17 protein-coding genes and 1 other RNA gene are annotated in these 18746 nt (G+C 41.6%); 12 read left to right on the forward strand and 6 right to left on the reverse strand.

What is annotated here, in order from left to right:
• Positions 1-52: 52 nt before the first annotated feature.
• Entirely contained in the window at positions 53-334 is a 282-nt protein-coding gene (locus tag CEF17_RS03095) for a hypothetical protein (RefSeq protein WP_100400771.1), read from the reverse strand.
• 205 nt (positions 335-539) lie between these two features.
• Here CEF17_RS03095 and ssrS point away from each other — a divergent pair.
• A non-coding RNA gene (gene ssrS, locus CEF17_RS03100) (6S RNA) lies at positions 540-721 on the forward strand.
• 86 nt (positions 722-807) lie between these two features.
• A complete protein-coding gene (locus CEF17_RS03105; RefSeq protein ID WP_100400772.1) occupies positions 808-1578 on the forward strand; it encodes a tRNA threonylcarbamoyladenosine dehydratase in 771 nt (256 codons plus the stop codon).
• A 41-nt stretch (positions 1579-1619) separates the two neighbouring features.
• Here CEF17_RS03105 and CEF17_RS03110 read toward each other — a convergent pair whose 3' ends face one another.
• Positions 1620-2240 carry an RsfA family transcriptional regulator gene (locus tag CEF17_RS03110; RefSeq protein ID WP_100398244.1) on the reverse strand — a complete coding sequence of 207 codons (621 nt, stop codon included), beginning with the start codon at positions 2238-2240 and terminating at the stop codon, positions 1620-1622.
• A gap of 271 nt (positions 2241-2511) precedes the next feature.
• A complete protein-coding gene (locus tag CEF17_RS03115) occupies positions 2512-3789 on the reverse strand; it encodes a replication-associated recombination protein A (RefSeq protein WP_100398245.1) in 1278 nt (425 codons plus the stop codon).
• 188 nt (positions 3790-3977) lie between these two features.
• Between CEF17_RS03115 and CEF17_RS03120 the strand changes: the two genes are divergently transcribed.
• The 9 genes from CEF17_RS03120 (at position 3978) to CEF17_RS03160 (ending at position 12323) form a co-directional block, all read left to right on the forward strand.
• Positions 3978-4679 (forward strand): YczE/YyaS/YitT family protein, encoded by a 702-nt coding sequence (locus tag CEF17_RS03120; RefSeq protein WP_100398246.1) that lies wholly within the window; start codon positions 3978-3980, stop codon positions 4677-4679.
• Entirely contained in the window at positions 4612-5031 is a 420-nt protein-coding gene (cymR, locus tag CEF17_RS03125; protein WP_054635536.1) for a cysteine metabolism transcriptional regulator CymR, read from the forward strand. Before CEF17_RS03120 ends, cymR begins: the two co-directional genes overlap by 68 nt.
• A gap of 103 nt (positions 5032-5134) precedes the next feature.
• The gene (locus CEF17_RS03130; protein WP_100398247.1) at positions 5135-6283 is read left to right on the forward strand and encodes a cysteine desulfurase family protein; all 1149 of its coding nucleotides are present in this window, start codon (positions 5135-5137) and stop codon (positions 6281-6283) included.
• A gap of 17 nt (positions 6284-6300) precedes the next feature.
• A complete protein-coding gene (gene mnmA / locus CEF17_RS03135) occupies positions 6301-7425 on the forward strand; it encodes a tRNA 2-thiouridine(34) synthase MnmA (RefSeq protein WP_100398248.1) in 1125 nt (374 codons plus the stop codon).
• Between the two features lie 83 nt (positions 7426-7508).
• Positions 7509-8168 (forward strand): tetratricopeptide repeat protein, encoded by a 660-nt coding sequence (locus CEF17_RS03140; RefSeq protein ID WP_100398249.1) that lies wholly within the window; start codon positions 7509-7511, stop codon positions 8166-8168.
• Complete coding sequence (recD2, locus tag CEF17_RS03145) at positions 8169-10490, forward strand: SF1B family DNA helicase RecD2 (protein WP_232725401.1); 2322 nt, start codon at positions 8169-8171, stop codon at positions 10488-10490.
• 157 nt (positions 10491-10647) lie between these two features.
• Complete coding sequence (locus CEF17_RS03150) at positions 10648-10842, forward strand: hypothetical protein (protein ID WP_054635534.1); 195 nt, start codon at positions 10648-10650, stop codon at positions 10840-10842.
• 15 nt (positions 10843-10857) lie between these two features.
• Positions 10858-11055 carry a hypothetical protein gene (locus CEF17_RS03155; protein WP_054635533.1) on the forward strand — a complete coding sequence of 66 codons (198 nt, stop codon included), beginning with the start codon at positions 10858-10860 and terminating at the stop codon, positions 11053-11055.
• Between the two features lie 191 nt (positions 11056-11246).
• Positions 11247-12323 (forward strand): AI-2E family transporter, encoded by a 1077-nt coding sequence (locus CEF17_RS03160; RefSeq protein WP_100398251.1) that lies wholly within the window; start codon positions 11247-11249, stop codon positions 12321-12323.
• Here CEF17_RS03160 and CEF17_RS03165 read toward each other — a convergent pair.
• The 3 genes from CEF17_RS03165 to CEF17_RS03175 all read right to left on the reverse strand — a co-directional run bounded on the left by CEF17_RS03165 (position 12301) and on the right by CEF17_RS03175 (position 16677).
• Complete coding sequence (locus tag CEF17_RS03165; RefSeq protein WP_100398252.1) at positions 12301-13212, reverse strand: proline dehydrogenase family protein; 912 nt, start codon at positions 13210-13212, stop codon at positions 12301-12303. The genes CEF17_RS03160 and CEF17_RS03165 overlap by 23 nt on opposite strands.
• Positions 13213-13468: 256 nt before the next feature.
• Entirely contained in the window at positions 13469-15019 is a 1551-nt protein-coding gene (gene pruA, locus CEF17_RS03170) for an L-glutamate gamma-semialdehyde dehydrogenase (protein ID WP_100398253.1), read from the reverse strand.
• Positions 15020-15270: 251 nt separating this feature from the next.
• Positions 15271-16677 (reverse strand): sigma-54 interaction domain-containing protein, encoded by a 1407-nt coding sequence (locus CEF17_RS03175; protein WP_100398254.1) that lies wholly within the window; start codon positions 16675-16677, stop codon positions 15271-15273.
• Between the two features lie 348 nt (positions 16678-17025).
• On the opposite strand from CEF17_RS03175, the gene putP reads away from it, so the two are divergent.
• On the forward strand, positions 17026-18495 hold the full coding sequence (gene putP, locus CEF17_RS03180; RefSeq protein ID WP_100398255.1) for a sodium/proline symporter PutP: 1470 nt from the start codon (positions 17026-17028) through the stop codon (positions 18493-18495).
• Positions 18496-18746: the final 251 nt, after the last annotated feature.

Below are 18746 nucleotides of genomic sequence, written 5' to 3' on the forward strand. Positions count from 1 at the left end.
AGGATCGAAACATTTTTATCCTTAACGAGACTGTTTTGCTCAATCTTCTTTTTTAAGATTGCTGCTGTTTAAATGCCTGAATAAAAGAGGAAGGATCCTTTCGAATATAATAGGTTCGTACGCCCTTGCTCGTATGAAGGTATAAAAACCCCATCTTACAGCTTTCCTGACGATAAGAAATATCAAATATATGGTTGAGATAATATTCCTGGTCAAATACTAATATCCTGTCATCAAAAAGCTTCATTGATTCAATGTGTTCTACGGTAAATTTTTCAGTCCATTCAATTTTTTGTTCAATATACAGCACTTCTTGGATAGCTAACGGTTCCATGGTCATAGGTTCTGAAAAGAGAAGAACTCTTTTTTCATTCACCTCCCTTTCAATCAGCAAGTGACATTTATACCCAAAGGTTGAAAAAAATAAACCAAAATTCCTCCTTTTTTGAGAAATTAGGACCTATTTAGTGTTCTTCGTAAAAGAGCAAATTATATTGACCGCCTATGGTTCTCATGCTATCATATATTTAAGCAATAAGAGAGTCCTGAGGTGTACGTAGGGTACTATACGTTTTGAGCCAACACTTCAACATCGGGAGCCTGTCGTTTCTTTTCGGAGTACACGCCTCTTTTTGTGGAAGTATGAAGATCTGAACAAGGCACCCACCTGCCAGGAGCAGGCTTCAAAACAAGGTCAATTTTACGGCACCGCGGGACTTTTTGACCTACATAACGAACAAACCCGAGGGGGAATCCCCGGGTTTTTTATTTTGTCACCGTATGAAGATAAAGGGAGAGGAGAAAAGCATGTTACACCAATTTTCGCGAAATGAATTAGCTATCGGACAAGAAGGGCTGGAGCTATTAAAAAATAAAACTGTAGCTGTGCTTGGAATCGGGGGAGTAGGTTCTTTTGCAGCTGAAGCACTGGTTCGCTCAGGCGTAGGACGAGTAGTGTTGGTAGACAAGGATAATATAGATATAACAAATGTAAACCGCCAGCTACACGCTTTACTTTCCACTGTCGGACAACCGAAAGTAGATGTGATGAAGGAACGACTCTTAGATATTAATCCTGAGTGTGACATTGTTGCCTTAAAAATGTTTTACACAGAAGAGACCTATGAAGCTTTTTTTGAACATGGGCTCGATTTCGTTATTGATGCTTCTGATACCATTTCCTATAAGGTCCATTTAATGAAAGAGTGCTTAACAAGGGATATTCCTATTATTTCAAGCATGGGTGCTGCAAACAAAATGGATCCGACGCAGCTGAAAGTTGTAGATATTTCCGAAACATCTTATGATCCGATGGCACGAGTGATAAGAAGAAAGCTTAGAAAAGAGGGAATTTACGGGGGAATAGATGTAGTCTTTTCAGAAGAGTCTCCTATTCAGATCAGAGAGGAAGTAAGAAAAGAAATTGCTCCTGAAAAGGCAGAAATACGAAAAGCAAAGATCCCTCCTTCTTCCAATGCTTTTGTTCCTTCGGTAGCTGGATTAATTGCTACGGGCCATGTCATGAGCCGTCTTTTGGAGCCCATTGAAATTCAGAGATATGATAAGGAAAAAGGGTAACCCGGACAAACGGGTTACCCTTTTCACTATAGTTTCCCTGCCTATTCCGCTTTGGCGATTTTTTCAAGGTTACCGTTTTTATCCATCCGGAAACTGGAGGTCATGTTTCTGTCTTCGTCACCTAAAAAAGCCATCCGGCGAGCGCGGTTCATAATTTCAATAAGTGATTTATAATCTTCTTCTACAGAAGTATATTTTTCTTTTAGTTGCTTTAGTTCATTTTGATAGGAAGTAATTTGTTTTTTTAAGGCAGTAATCTCCTCTTTTAATTGACTGTTTTCCTGGTTAACAGCGTATCTATCATTTGACTGGGAGGAAAGAGAAGATAAATAGGTAATAACCTTGTGCAAACTCATCTCTTCTTCCATTGGAGGAGAAAAACTGGTCTGGGGAGAAGAGAAGCTCTGAGGGGCGACTGCTTGAATAGCAACCTGACGCTGTCTCTGCTTTCTTTCCCGTTTAGCCTGTTGGATCGCATTATCGTATTGGTTTCTTACCACTGCATTCCATCGGAAACCACATGCAGCAGAAGTTCTGTTTAGTTCGTCTCCGACTTCATCAAACGCACGGAGCTGAGTACTTCCGTTTTTAATATGCTTGAGAACTGTTTCAGCTAATAATAGATCGTCTTCATGGGACCATGCATCTTGCCTGATTTTCACAATCATCACTCCTTATATGCTTTCAGGATTTAATATATAAATTTGATGAAAAATAAGAGAATACAAAAAATGAATATAGCAATCAGGAAACACCTTATTAGTCTCTTAATGTAGACAAACATTTCTTTTTTTATACCTTTTTAGACAGGTATTCCCCTTGTATAAGGAAAACTTGAAGAGGAAGACTGGGTATGCTCGAGTATTTTAGCTTCTAGTATGATGTTTCTCATAAAAAAGACGTGACCTGGCAGATTGCCAGAGCACGTCTTTTTTATTTATGTTTAGGCTTGAGCTTTACATAGATCTCTTGTAATGTCTGTTCGAATTTACTATTGTCTTTAGGATGATAGTATTGTTTATATTTTAACTTATCTGGAAGGTACTGCTGAGCAACCCAACCATTTGTATAATCATGGGGGTATTTATAGGTGACCCCTCTTCCAAGCTTGCTCGCTCCCTTATAGTGTGCATCTTTCAAATGAAGTGGGATCTCAGGAGTGGCTGAGTCAAGGAGATCTTGCCTTGCCGCATCCAGAGCTTTATAGGCTGAATTAGATTTCGGTGATAGACAGAGTTCAATAATAACATTGGAAAGAGGAATACGTGCTTCCGGGAAACCTAAACGTTCAGCTGCCTCGACTGCAGCAAGGGCTCTGGGGCCTGCCTGAGGATTAGCCAGCCCAATATCTTCATAAGCTGTTACAATTAGTCTTCTCCCGATGCTCACAAGATCACCTGCTTCAACAAGACGGGCAAGATAATGTAGAGCTGCATCGACATCGCTTCCACGAATTGATTTCTGGAAGGCCGATAAAACATCATAATGACCGTCTCCATCTTTGTCATGAGTGAAGCTCTTTTTTTGTATACATTCCTCAGCGGTTTCTAATGTAATGGGGATTTCCCCATTTTCATTTTGAGGGGTGGAAAGAGAAGCAAGTTCCAGGGCGTTCAATGCAGACCTCAAATCACCGCCGCTGGCTGTGGCAAGGTGGTTCAGAGCTTCCTCATCGACGGCTACCGGCATATTTCCTAACCCGTTTTCTTTATTTTCGACGGCTCTTTTTAATGCTGTTTTAACGTTATCTTCGGATAAAGGCCGGAGCTCAAAGATCTGAGATCTGCTTCGAATAGCTGGATTTATTGCATGATAAGGATTAGCTGTAGTGGCTCCTATTAAAATAATCAAGCCTTTTTCCAAATGAGGAAGAAGAAAATCTTGTTTGGTTTTGTCTAACCGATGGACTTCATCCATGATAACGATCAATTGGCCGCTTATCTTTGCTTCTTCTACTGCAATCTCCATATCTTTTTTGTTATTGACCACAGCGTTCAGCATTTTAAAAGAAGTGTCCGTACTTCCAGCAATTGCCCGTGCAATAGATGTTTTCCCTGTGCCGGGAGGACCATACAAAATCATGGATGAGAGCTTGCGAGCGTCAACCATTCTCCGCAATAGCCTGCCTTTTCCTGTAATGTGTTCCTGCCCTAGAATCTCCTCAATGCTTTGAGGGCGCATACGGTAAGCGAGGGGCTGGTTTTTCCTCATCTTCGTGCCTCCGTTCTGTACATCGAACATTAGTTCTATTCTAATTCCTTTTAATATCTTTGTAAACATATAAAGAATATCGGGAACAGAATCATGCAATTTGGTATTTATCCATGCTATAATAGCAGGGAATTCATAGGGACGAAAAGCGTTATGTGCAATTTGAGACAATAGAGAGAAGGTTTACCATGGAAGGGATAATGGGGAAAGCCCAGCTTTTAACTTTAAGGTGGCTGATCTTTATGATTGGCTTAATTATTATGTCTTTTGGTATTGCCTTGATGATTCGGGCCGAATTAGGAAGCGCCCCGTGGGATGTCCTCCATATAGGACTTACTCTTCAATTAGGATTAACAGTGGGAACATGGAGCATCATTATAGGGATATTTATCATTGGATTCACGTCTCTGCTTACAAAAGAACGTCCCCAGCTTGGCGGAATCGTTAACATGGTGCTTGTCGGGGTTTTTATAGATGTCTTTCTCTTTGTACTCCCGGCAGGAGGAACTTTTTTATGGCAGCTTCTAATGCTGCTTGGCGGGATCATTGTCATTGCTTATGGAATAGGTTTGTATATTGCTCCAAATTGCGGAGCTGGTCCGAGGGATAGTCTGATGCTTGCCCTGACTCAAAAGACAGGCTGGAAGGTATCACGAGTTCGGGGCATTATGGAAATCGTTGTTTTAACAGTCGGCTGGCTCCTGGGAGGACCAGTTTTTCTGGGGACAATATTATTTTGTTTTGGAATTGGAGCAGTAGTGGGTATTACACTGCCACAATGCCAGCAATTTGTTGATCGATTGATTAAAAGAGGTGGTATGGATGAAAATTTCAACAAAGGGACGATACGGGCTGACCATTATGATGGCGCTGGCAAAGAAGTACGGTGAAGGGCCTGTTTCTTTAAAGTCTATTGCAAAAGAGCATAATTTATCAGAGCATTACCTTGAGCAGCTTATTGCTCCTCTTCGCAATGCTATGCTTGTAAAAAGCGTTAGAGGCGCTTATGGTGGCTATATGCTTGCAAAAAGCGCAGAGGAAATTACAGCAGGTGATATTATTAGGGTGCTTGAAGGCCCCATTAGTCCTGTGGAAGTTATGGAAAATGAAGAGCCAGCGAAACGAAATCTCTGGATTCAAATTCGAGATGCAGTGAAAGAGGTCCTTGATAATACCACGCTTCATGATTTAGCAACATATGAAGATAAAGGTGATCAGGAATACTTTATGTTTTATATTTAGATAATAATAGAAAAATGAAATAGACTTCATTACATGAACAGTCTTTAGTCAATACTTGCAAGAAACAGGCCGTTCATGGTGAATGAAGGAGGGTATGTAAATAATGAAGCCGATATATATGGATCATGCTGCCACCAGCCCGGTCCGGGAAGAGGTAATTGACGCAATGCTGCCCTTCATGAAAGAGCACTTTGGAAACCCATCCAGCATTCATCAATTTGGAAGGCGATCTCGTCAAGCATTAGATGAATCAAGAAGGACGATTGCACAATCTATTGAATCCTCTCCAGAAGAAATCATCTTTACAAGCGGCGGAACAGAAGCGGACAACCTTGCTTTAATAGGTTATGCAGAAGCCAATCAAGGAAAAGGGAAGCATATTATTACCACTCAAATTGAGCATCATGCTATCCTTCATACTTGTGAAAGGCTTGAAAAAATGGGATATGATGTGACGTATCTCCCTGTTTCTGAAGAGGGACTTGTCTCTGTACAGGAAATAGAATCATCTCTCCGGGAGGATACAATTCTAGTTTCGATCATGTATGGTAATAACGAAGTGGGCACTCTCCAGCCTATTGAAGAGATAGGGGCCTTATTAAGGGAAAAAGAGGTAGCCTTTCATACTGATGCAGTTCAGGTATACGGTCTTCTTCCTCTTACTATGAAGACTTTGCCTGTGGATATGCTGTCTGTGTCCTCGCACAAAATTAATGGACCCAAGGGGACAGGCTTTTTATATGTCCGTAACGGGATAAATATCTCCCCGACTGTAACGGGGGGCGAACAAGAACGGAAACGAAGGGCTGGAACAGAAAACGTTCCGTCGATTGTAGGCTTTGCCAAGGCTGCTGAGCTGGCCGTTAAGGAACAAGAAGAGCGATGGAACAAATACAGACAGTTAACTGATCTTTTTCTGGACCGTCTTGAAGAGAAGGAAGTAAGAAGATATATTAATGGAAATAGAAATAAGTCACTCCCTCATATTCTAAATCTCAGCTTTCCTAAGATAAATGTAGAGTCCATGCTTGTAAACCTGGATTTAGCTGGGATTGCTGCTTCTAGTGGTTCAGCCTGTACGGCAGGATCTATTGAACCATCTCATGTGCTGGCTGCAATGTACAAAGAAGGAGAAAGACTTTATTCTTCTATTCGGTTTAGCCTTGGGTACGGCAATTCCGCGGAAGAAATTGAGTACGTTACTGAGGAGTTGAAAAAGATTACTGAGCGTTTGAGCGCTCAGGCTGAATGAAAACGGGGTGAAAGAACATGAATTCAACAAAAGAAAAGTCACCGGAAAATACCCGTGTGGTCGTTGGGATGTCAGGAGGGGTAGATTCTTCTGTTGCAGCCACTCTTTTGAAGGAACAAGGATATGAAGTCATCGGTATTTTTATGAAAAACTGGGATGACACCGATGAAAATGGTGTGTGTACGGCTACAGAAGATTATGAGGATGTTATCCAGGTGTGTAACCAGATAGGCATTCCTTATTATGCTGTGAACTTTGAAAAGCAGTATTGGGATAAAGTATTCACATACTTCCTTGATGAATACAAAGCCGGAAGGACACCTAACCCTGACGTCATGTGTAATAAAGAAATTAAGTTTAAAGCATTTTTAGAGCATGCGATGTCTTTGGGAGCTGATTATCTTGCGACGGGCCATTATGCTCAAGTTCGCAGAAACAACAGCGGGAAAGTAGAAATGCTCCGCGGGGTTGACGATAACAAGGACCAAACTTATTTCTTAAATCAATTAAACCAGGAACAGCTAAGCAAGGTGATGTTTCCACTTGGTCACCTGCCCAAAAAGGAAGTCCGTGAAATAGCAGAAGATCGAGGGCTCGCTACAGCAAAGAAAAAAGACAGTACGGGCATCTGTTTTATTGGAGAAAGAAACTTTAAGGAGTTTTTACAATCCTTCCTGCCGGCACAGCCTGGAGAAATGCAGACACTCGACGGCGACGTAAAAGGAACTCATGAGGGATTAATGTATTATACCCTTGGACAAAGGCAAGGGCTTGGTATTGGCGGAGCAGGAGAGCCATGGTTCGTTCTCGACAAGGACCTGGAAAATAATATTCTATTGGTAGGCCAGGGTTATCACCACGAAGCGTTATACTCTGAAGGTTTATATGCTTCAGAGCTGAATTGGATCAGCGGTCAGGAATTCAATGAGCCGTTTTCTTGTACAGCTAAATTCAGATACCGCCAAACTGATGAAAAAGTAACCGTCCATCCACTGGATAACGGAGAGATAAAAGTGATATTTGAGGAAGCTCAGCGTGCGATTACTCCAGGCCAAGCCGTGGTTTTTTATGACGGCGAAGTGTGCCTGGGCGGAGGTACAATTGAACGAGCCATTAAAAAAAGGGAAAGCGTGCACTCTTAGGCGTTTTCCCTTTTCCTCTTTCATCGTACAGATGCAAAAGGACAATTTTTGAAAAGTTCTTTGATGAAGAAAGGAGAAGCAACATGCACGAAAATGAAAAAGCGAGACAAGCGCTGCAGGAAGGAAATATGGAGGAAGCGGCAAAAGCATTACATAAAGCTATTGAGGAAGATCCAAACGATCCGGTTAACTTTATTAATTTTGGCAACCTCTTAGCCGGCGTGGGAGAGGAAGACAGGGCTCTGCAGTTTTATCAAAAAGCACTAGAGCTGGATGAAAATGCTGCTACTGCCTATTACGGCTCAGGCAATGTATTATATAATCAAGATAAAATGGCAGAAGCTCTTACCATGTACCAGCAGGCATTAAAAGCAGGTTTGGATGATCCAAATTTACATTATATGATGGGCCTTGTGTATTATCAGTCTGGAAGGATTCCAAGGGCCCTGGCTTCACTGAAAAGAGCTCTGGAGCAGAATGAAGAGGATACAGAAGCGCGCTTTTACTATGGTTTATGTCTGGCCCAGTCGGACCAGATAGAAGAATCCATTTTGGAATTTGAGCGAGTGATCAATGAAAATGAAGAGCATGCAGATGCCCACTTTAACCTTGGTGTGGCAATGATTTACCAAGAGAAAGCAAAAGAAGCACTGAACCATTTTGAAAAAGCTTTGGAGATCCAGCCAGATCACATGCTTGCTGCCAATGGGAAAAAAAGAGTAGAAGAGCTGCTGGGAAATTAAGTGGAGGAAAAAGTAATGGTGGATCATTCTTCTCAATTGAATACAGAGGAAGAAGACCGTCCCTATATTCGGGGCAGTGTCCTTCATGTTATTTTTCGAAACGACGATAATGGCTACACAGTAGCAAAAGTGAAGGTGAAAAAGGCCCAGCCTTCTGTGGAAGGTGACACGGTTACCGTGGTCGGGTTTTTTCCAGTCATTGAACCAGAAGAAACGTATGAATTTGAAGGATCTTTCAAAGAGCATCCACGGTTTGGAAAACAGCTCCAGGCAGAATCATATCGTAAGGATATTCCTACAGAAGAAGAAGCTGTCATCTCTTATTTAGCCAGCGACCGTTTCACGGGGATCGGGAAGAAAACAGCTGCGTCGATCGTACAAAGCCTGGGTAATGATGCCATAAATAAAATCCTTGATAATCCAGACGTTTTAAGGGAAGTACAAGGATTAAACGAAAAAAAGCGTACCCTCTTATTTGATCAATTGATGGAAACTCAGGGGATGGAGAGAGCGATGCTCTTGTTGACCCGTTATGGCTTTGGCCTTGATCTTGCAGTCAAGGTTTATAATACGTATAAAGACCAGACCTTGGAAACTGTTCAGAGTAACCCTTATCAACTTGTCTGGGATGTAGAAGGAATTGGCTTTCATAAAGCAGATAAACTGGGACGAAAGATGGGAATTAAGGATAATAACATTGAACGGATTAAGGCAGGTGTGCTGTACGGCCTGTACGAGCATACTATGCAGGACGGTCACGTGTATATGCCACAGCATCTTCTTGAAGAGAAGTCTGTTGAACTTCTTAGTGAGGATTCAGAAGCTATATCAAAAGATGAAGTGTGGAACGGTCTTCTGGAACTTGCTGAAGACGGAAAAGTTGCTGTTGAGGATGAAAGAGCTTATATTACCTCTTTATATTTTGCTGAAAAGGGTTTTGTCACGAATGTCCGGAGATTATTAACAAAGGATGAAGAAGATCCATTCCCTGAAGCGGAATTTTTAAAAGCATTAGGTGAAGCAGAGGAACGGTTTAGCATTGAATATGAAAATCAACAGCGTGAGGCTATACAAAAAGCCATACATTCCCCCCTTATGGTCCTAACAGGCGGCCCTGGGACAGGCAAAACCACTGTTATACGTGCCATTGTGGAAATATTTGCTAGTCTGCATGGGTACTCTTTAGAACAAAACGATTACAAAAATGATGAACCCTTTCCGGTCCTTTTGGCAGCACCGACTGGACGCGCTGCCAAACGAATGAAAGAATCGACAGGACTGCCTGCCACCACTATTCACAAATTGCTAGGCTATAAAGGAGAAGCGGAAGAGGAAGGTTTTGAAAAAAGTGAAGAGCAGCAGTTAGAAGGAAAACTTCTTATTATTGATGAAGTGTCCATGGTCGATATGTGGCTGGCCAATCAATTATTTAAAGCAGTGCCAGATGACATGCAGGTGATCTTAGTGGGTGATGAGGATCAGCTTCCCTCCGTAGGTCCTGGACAGGTGTTGGGAGATTTAATTCATTCTGAATGCGTGCCTGTTGTCTCCTTGTCTGTTGTTTATCGGCAGGCAGAAGGGTCTTCCATTATTGATTTGGCCCATATCATAAAAAATGGTGAATTTCCTGAGAAGCTGGAACAGCCTAAAAGTGACCGGAGATTTTTTCCTTGCGGAAAACACCAGGTAGCACAAGTGATTGAACAGGTCTGTGAGGGGGCAGTGCGACGAGGCTACAAACCAAAAGAAATACAGGTGCTTGCTCCCATGTACAGGGGCCCTGCGGGAGTGGATATGCTAAACGAGAGCCTCCAAGAACTGTTTAACCCGGCAAAAGAAGGGAAGCGCGAAGTGCTGTTTGGTGAAAAGATATACCGCACTGGTGATGTTGTTCTTCAGCTTGTAAACAACCCTGAAGAACAGGTCTTTAATGGGGATCGAGGAGAAATTGTAGCGATATTTACGGCAAAAGAAACAGTCGATAAGCAAATTCAAATCGTGATTTCTTTTGATGGCATAGAGGTAACATATACAAAACAAGATCTTAAACAGATTACACTTGCTTATTGTTCCTCAATTCATAAAGCCCAGGGTAGTGAGTTTCCCATCGTTGTTTTGCCAATGGTGATGTCCTACCGTCGAATGCTTAGAAGAAACCTTATTTATACAGCAGTCACAAGGGCCAAGGATTACTTGATCCTTTGCGGGGAAAGCAGGGCACTGGAATTTGGCATCAGCCAGCATAATAAGGACAGCCGTTTGACTCGTTTGAAGGAAAAACTCCAGGAAGCCCTGCTGGAAGATACTCACCAGCATGAGTAATCACTTATTGTCACATTCTAAACATACTCCGAGTTCAGCAGTTGGAGTATGGAGCACAGGAGATTCATTTGTAAAAATAAGTATATAATTCCAGCAAAGAGGACATGATGGTTACCAAAAAGAGGCTCTAGAGAGCCTCTAGGTAGAGGTGACTGTAATGAAATGTCCCAATTGTAAGCGTAAAGACCTGGGGAAATTAAGCGCAAATCAATATTATTGCTGGAATTGTTTTGTTGAATTAACTGTCATTGATGGTGTTTGCTCTTTATACCAAGTGGAAGAAGACGGCTCTTTAAGTTCTTTGGATGATCTATTTGAAGAAGAAGAGATGAAAATAGAAGCTGAAGGGTAAAGGAGGCAAAACAGCATGCGCACAACAATGTGGACTTCAATGCTTGCCTTGGGGGTAACCTCTGCGGCATACGCCATGACTAAAGGGCGAAGAAGAAAGAACATGTGGCAGCGTATGATGGAGCCAATGATGAATTTCGATGTCGAAGAATGGATGCCGGCTCGTAGCTCAGCAATGCAGCGTATCAGACGAAGAGTAAATAAGGCTATTTAACAAATATATGCACTCTTTCCTGCGGGAAAGGGTGTTTTTTTGACCTTTGGCAGTAGTTTCCGATGAAGAAAGACAGGAGCGTTGAAGCGGCTTCAGGATGTTGTCTGTTTGCTGTCCTATATCAAGTTAATTTAGAGGGAGTACATACTTTTGTGAAAAAAAGTCATGCTAGGAAATAGAGGTGGTGAAAGATGGAAAGGAAGAAAGAAACAATCTGGCTTCTTAGAATTTTAATCATTGTTTTGATCCTGATAGGCTTTTATTTGTTAATGCTTCTTTCCCCCTGGTGGGTGGAAGGAGTAAAGAAAGCAGGAAAGATTCTTCTTCCTTTTCTTCTTGCCGGATTGATTACTTATCTTCTGCACCCCTTAGTAGATAAGATAGAACAATGGAAAGTCCCAAGGTTTCTTTCCATTCTCCTGATTTATGGTTTATTTATCGGCGGGACCGTGTGGGGAGTGATTAAGGGGGGGCCCTATTTATTTGATCAAGTGGAAAGTTTAATCACGCAGATTCCAGAGTGGAGTCAGGAGTTCAGTCAAACTATGACATGGATTCACCAAAGAGCGGACCAGTTCCCCCCGGCTCTTCATGATGCAATGGAAGAAGGAATTGATCGAGTAGAACAAAGTATTCAAAGAGGGCTTGGTTCTTTGCTTGAAAGCTGGCAGCTAATGTTTGATGGAATGATTGTGATCTTTTTGCTTCCGTTTCTTGTCTTTTATTTATTAAAAGATCTAGAGGCTTTTGAAAAAACAGTTGTTCAAATTACACCAAAGAAGTGGAGAGATGAGGGTCTTTTATTAGTAAGAGCAGTAGATGAAGCATTGGGTGGGTACATAAAAGGACAGGTACTTGTTGCTTTGGCAGTAGGGCTGATTACAACGTCAGCCTTGTGGCTTATCGGAGTTCCTTTCCCTGTTTTATTAGGGATTTTTGCTGCCTTAATGGAGCTCATACCTTATTTTGGAGCATTCTTGGGAGCAATCCCCGCCCTCCTTGTTGCAGCTACGGTCTCATTAAGGGTACTGATTATTACAAGCATTACCCTCCTGATTATTCAGCAAATCGAAGGGAATGTTCTTTCACCTCTAATAGTAGGTAAGAGCGTGCATTTACATCCCCTGCTTATTATATTTGCTTTACTGTTAGGATTTGAAGTAGCAGGTGTTCTTGGGCTGATTCTGGCTGTACCTGTATTTGTTATTATAAGCAAAGTGATACGGGCCTTTAATGAACAAAAAATTACCTGGAAAACAGCCCCTTAACTGCAAAGCTTACATTTTGAGGCCGTTCGGCAAGCCTGCGCATAAAGTAGCCATACCAATCATTACCGAAAGGAACATAGGAACAAAAACGGTATCCTTCCCCAACCAGTTGAAGTTGAAGTTCATTGCGGAAGCCATACAGCATTTGAAATTCAAATAGATCTCTTGGAATATTGTGATCATCCACAAATTTCTTTACTTCTTCGATAATTACATGATCATGGGTAGCAATGGCTGTATAGCTGGCATTTAAAAGATGTTTTTTTATTAGCTTTAAAAAGTTGGCGTCTATATCTTTTTTTGATTGCATGGCAACGGTGGGAGGCTCTTTGTAGGCTCCTTTTACTAACCTCAGCGGTATGCCTTTTAATGCATCGAGGTCACTTTCTGCGCGGTATAAATAGGCTTGAATTACTGTGCCGACATTATCAAATTCTTTTCGGAGCTCTGCCAGAATTTCTAATGTTGTTTGATAACGGCCGTAGTCTTCCATGTCAATATTTACAAACAAACCATATTCTTTAGCTTCACTAACTATGCTCTTCATGTTGTTTAAGCAAAGAGACCGGTCAATGTCCAGGCCAAGCTTAGTCAGTTTTAAAGATAGATGGCAGTCAGTTTTTTCTAAAGCTATTGCTTGTAGTATATTGATACAGTACTCTCGAGCTTCCGCAGCTTCTTTTGCATCAGTTACATACTCACCTAAGTGATCAACCGTGCACATAATGCCTTGTGCATTTAAGGATTTGACTGTGGACATGGCACTCTCAATTGTCGTCCCCGCCACAACCTTGGAGGCCCCTAATCGAAGCCCCCATCTTTTGGCACTTTTATTTAAAGTTTTACTTTGTGAAAGATAAAGGAAGAAACTTCTGGATACATTTTTCAATTACATCCCCTCCACGCACCGATGAATTTAAGTAACCATGGTATGAGTGAACAACTGGGGTGTCCTCAAAAGGCTCTTTTCAGCAGATATACGATTCACTTTTCATAAAGGCACAAGTACATCAACTTTTTTACGCTCACTTCATGTGCCTCCACGATACCCTCTATGCCTGCGGGCCTGGAGTCTACCTGTATTTCAGCCTAGGTTAGTTAAAACGATACCCTGTTTGCCTAATAGGACACCCCCTTTATATGTTCTAGTATTGGTCAGTCACAGTTTTTGGCTGCATAAATAAGAGAAGGTAATCAGGACCTCCGGCTTTAGAGTCTGTACCGGACATATTAAATCCTCCAAATGGCTGGTATCCTACAATAGCTCCTGTGCATCCGCGGTTAAAATAAAGGTTTCCAACCATGAATTCCTCACGGGCTTTCTCGAGGTGTTCCCTATTATTTGAAATCACAGCACCAGTAAGACCGTAATCCGTATTATTGGCAATGTCTAAGAGCTCCTGAAAATCCTTGGCTTTAGAAAAAGCCACAACAGGACCAAATATTTCTTCCTGCATAATTCTCGCTTCAGGCTCCACATCAGAAAAGACAGTAGGCTTGATAAAATAGCCTTTTGAGTCGTCACCAGAGCCACCTGCTTTTAAGGTGCCTTCTCTTTTTCCAATTTCAATATAGTCCATGATCTTATCATAGGCAGCCTGGTCGTTCACCGGCCCCATGAAGTTATCAGGTTCTTCAGGGTTTCCAACAGTTAATTCTTTCGTTCGTTCAGTCACTCTGTTAAGCACTTCCTCATATACATCCTCATGAACAACGGCACGAGAGCAGGCGGAGCACTTTTGCCCGGAGAATCCAAAGGCAGAGTAAACGATAGATTCAACGGCCGTATCAATATCACATTCACTATCTACAATGATCGTGTCTTTTCCGCCCATTTCTATGCTGGCCCGCTTGAACCATTTTTGTCCTGGCTGTACTTTAGCTGCCCGCTCATAAAGACGCACTCCTACATCCTTTGAACCGGTAAAATTAATAAAGGCTGTCTTTGGATGATCAACTAAAAAGTCACCAATTTCCGAGCCGCTTCCAGGGATGTAATTGACAACCCCTTTAGGCATTCCGCCTTCCTCTAAAGCTTCCATAAATTTGTATGCTATAACAGGTGTTGTGCTTGCTGGTTTGAGCAAGATAGTATTTCCGCAGACCATGGGGCCGACAGTCGTACCGGCCATGATGGCAAAAGCAAAGTTCCATGGGGAAATCGTCACACCCACACCGAGGGGGATGTAAGTAAATTGGTTAAACTCAAGTTCCTCCCTGCTGTGAATAGGAACACCATTTTTCAATGTAAGAATTTGACGTCCGTAGTACTCCAGAAAGTCAATGGCCTCGGCTGTATCGGCGTCTGCTTCTTTCCACGGCTTTCCTGCTTCATATACGAGGTAAGAAGAAAATTCATGCTTTCTTCTTCTAACAATCGCTGCTGTTCTAAAAAGAACATTAGCCCGTGCTTCTGGCTTCCACTTTTTCCAAGATTCAAAAGCTTTCTGAGCACTTTGATGTGCTTTCTCTGCATGATCTTTTGTCGCTTTTGATACATAACCGACAATTTCTTTTTTGTCAGATGGATTTTCAGAAACTATTTTATCCTCTGTCATGACTCGTTCTCCGCCTATAATAAGGGGGTATTCTTTTCCAAGCTCCTGCTTAACCAATGTTAGGGCTTCACCAAACTCTTTTTTATTAGCGGGATTAGTAAAATCAGTGAATGGCTCATGTCTATATGCCCATACCATGACAAATCAGCTCCTTTACGTTAATAAATGATTTCACCACTTAATAATGCAAAAAGCGTGCCAAAATAAAAAGTTAATAAAACAGTGAGGAAAAACAAGAAGAGACCGAAAAGTGCAAAAATACATTGCATTTAAGTGCAAATTTTTTTGCGTAGAGGAAAAGAAAATGTAAGTTATAAGAAAAACCTTCCTAGGAAGGCCGGGTAATCGAATTGTAAACGAGAGAAGGAAGGTAAAAGCAGACAACATTCCTATTCCTGTTTATTAATTTTGAATTTTTCAAGCTTATATTGAAGGCTTTGTCTGCTTATTCCTAGCTTTTTGGCTGATCTTTTTATATTATATTCATTATTTTGCAGTGCATGTTTGATCATGGACTTTTCCATTTCTTTAAGCATTTGAGGCATAGTGTTTCCGTTTTTTAATGAAAAGGGAAGGGTATTTTCATCTTTCAGGCTGTGGTGAGCAAACCTCATTTTATTCTGAAAGTGTGGTGGAAGATGAGAATGTGAAATTTTTTCTTCTTCAATAATTAAGTTCATAGCCCCTTCTATCACGTGCTCAAGTTCTCTGACGTTTCCAGGCCAATGATAGGAGTGGAAGGTCTCGCGTACGCCATCGGTTATCCCGCTGACGTTCATTTGAAAAAGGTAGTTATATTTTCTTAAGAAAGTTTCCACCAGTGGGAAAGTGTCATCTATTCGGTCCCTAAGAGGCGGAATAAAAAGAGTAACGACACTTAAACGATAATAAAGATCCTTTCGTAAACGTCCTTCTGCAATTGCATCGATGGGGTCTTCATTAATAGTCGCTAGTATACGTGTATTTATGGGACGTTCTTTTGTTTCTCCTATCCTTGTTACCTTTCTTTCTTGAATGGCTCGCAGGAGCTTAGCTTGAAGAGAAGTGGGGAGAGAGTTAATTTCATCAAGAAGTAAAGTCCCTCCTTCAGCTTCTTCAAACAGCCCAGGGCGTTCAATTGCACCAGTAAAGGCCCCCTTTACTGTGCCAAAAAGTATGCCTTCAATTAAAGATTCTGGTAATGCGGCACAGTTTTGAGTAATAAACGGCCCAGCTGCTCTCTCACTGCCACTATGGATGCTTTGAGCAAATAATTCTTTGCCAGTTCCAGTTTCCCCAACAATCAAAACAGAAGAAGAGGTCCTTGTAGCTCTCTTAGCATTTTCAATCACTTCTTTAAACGGTGGTGAATCACCGATTAGATTGTCAAATGTGTAGGTAGTGTTACTCTTACGTTTTATATTTTCTCTAATCAGCTTCTCCACCTGGGTGATATCTTTAGCGATTTCAACAGCTGCAATGGTTTTTCCTCTTTTTTTTATCGGAAATATATTATTAATAGTGGTAATCTCTTCACCTTTATTGTTAAAATAGTTTTGTTTTTCATTGTGAAAGGATCTTCCATGGTGTAATGCTTGAAGAAGCCTGCTGTCCAGCTTATTTTTAAATCGAAATACATCAGTAATTTTCTTTTTCGAAAAATCCTCCATGGTCATGGATTCAATGGAACGCATCTTTTTATTATAAATAATAGGCTTTGCCTCGGAATCTACAACTCTAATTCCTAGGTCAATATTATCCAGGATTGTTTGATGTATAAGGGGCTCGATTAACTCGCTCTTTATTTTTTCTTCCATTTCCTCACCTCGCAGGTATAGTTGTATGACAAGAGACTGCTGATGCAGAACAAAAGTGCAAAATTTTCAGTAAATGCAAAACATTTTGCTTTATTTTATAATTTACTCATTCACATGACAAGGGGAAATAACAGACGAGGCTCTGGCATATATAAGAAGGAAAGGATATAGTTGAAACTTGGCATTGTTCTTGCAATGATAGTAGACGTGATCAAAAGGGGGGAGTTTTGTGGAGTACACGCTAACTGCAGCAACATGGTTTTGGTTGTTAGTGCCTATGCCGATGCTCATCATTTTATCTTTTATTACTTGGAAGTTTGATCCTTCACGAGGAAAGGGGGACTAGAAATGGAAACAACTACACTCATTACTTTTATTGTCTATCTAGTAGGGATGCTTGTTATCGGCCTTATTTTTTATCGTCTCACTCATAATTTGTCGGATTATGTCCTGGGAGGAAGGTCTCTTGGTGGAGGAGTCGCTGCTTTAAGTGCAGGGGCATCAGATATGAGCAGCTGGCTCTTGTTAGGTCTTCCTGGAGCGTTGTATGTCGGAGGCATGAGTGAAATATGGATTGCAGTCGGCCTGGCTATAGGAGCTTACTTAAATTGGCAGTTTGTAGCAAAAAGGCTTAGACAATATACAGAGGTAGCAAAGGATTCCATTACGATTCCTGATTTTCTGGAAAACAGGTTCCATGATCGCACGAAGATCCTGAGAATTATTTCTGCCCTGTTTATTCTTCTTTTCTTTGCTTTTTACACCTCTGCAGGACTTGTCGGAGGCGCTCGGTTATTTGAAGCTTCCTTTGGTCTGACCTATGAGTCCGCCCTTTGGATCGGAGTGGCGGTTATCATTTCCTATACTTTTCTTGGAGGATTTTTAGCGGTCAGCTGGACCGATTTCTTTCAAGGTATCCTTATGTTTTTAGCCTTGCTTATTGTTCCTGTTGTTTCCATTTATGAAATGGGCGGATGGAGAGAAAGTGTTCAGGCTGTAGGAGAAGTGGACCCTGCATATTTAGACGTATTTGCAGGAACCACAGCCATTGGAATAATCTCTCTTCTTGCTTGGGGACTGGGCTATTTTGGCCAGCCTCATATTATTACGAGGTTTATGGCCATTAAATCTGTCCAGGAAGTGGGGAAAGCTCGCTTTATTGGAATGAGCTGGATGGTTTTAGCCTTATTTGGTGCCATATTTACTGGATTTGCAGGAATTGCCTACTTTGCAGGGGGCGGACCAGGTACACCTATTGCAGAGGGTGCGGAAGAAACGGTTTTTATACTTTTTACCCAGGTTTTATTTAATCCATGGGTAGCTGGCTTTTTACTAGCTGCCATTTTAGCGGCGATCATGAGCACAATTGACTCCCAGCTCCTCGTTTCTTCAAGTGCGCTGGCAGAAGACTTTTATAAAGGGCTTCTAAGGCCGGCTGCCACGGAAAAAGAGCTTGTCTGGATAGGGAGAATTGGAGTCGTGGGAATTGCCCTAATCGCTACACTTCTCGCTTACAATCCAGACAGCACTATATTAGACCTGGTTGGATATGCATGGGCAGGATTTGGTGCTGCATTCGGTCCGGTTATTTTACTGTCTCTTTTTTGGAGAAGGATGACCAAATGGGGAGCGTTGGCTGGGATGGTAACCGGGGGAGTAACGGTTATTATTTGGAGCAATCTAAGCGGAGGTCTGTTTGACCTTTATGAAATCGTGCCAGGCTTTATATTTGGAGGATTAATGATTATTGCAGTCAGTCTCATGGACCGAAAGCCAGTGCAAGAGATTATTGATGAATTCAATTCGGTAAAAAACTAATGGAAACTTGAAATATAGGGGATAAATATTGTTTAATATATAAGAGAGGATAAATGTAAAGAAATAATAATACGATGACGGAATGAAAAGCCAAAGCCCGTCTAACAGAGAGTGATTCCCGAGGCTGAAAGGAATCTAGGCGAAGATTGGCATAATAGCTACTCCAGAGTGCGGGAAAACCCTGCCGCTGGCCACGTTACGGCCGACTGAGTTGACGGATGATTTGTATCCGTAACCAGGGTGGTACCGCG

It is taken from the genome of Bacillus sp. FJAT-44742 (assembly GCF_002797315.1).
Classification (GTDB): Bacteria; Bacillota; Bacilli; order Bacillales; family Marinococcaceae; genus Thalassorhabdus; species Thalassorhabdus alkalitolerans.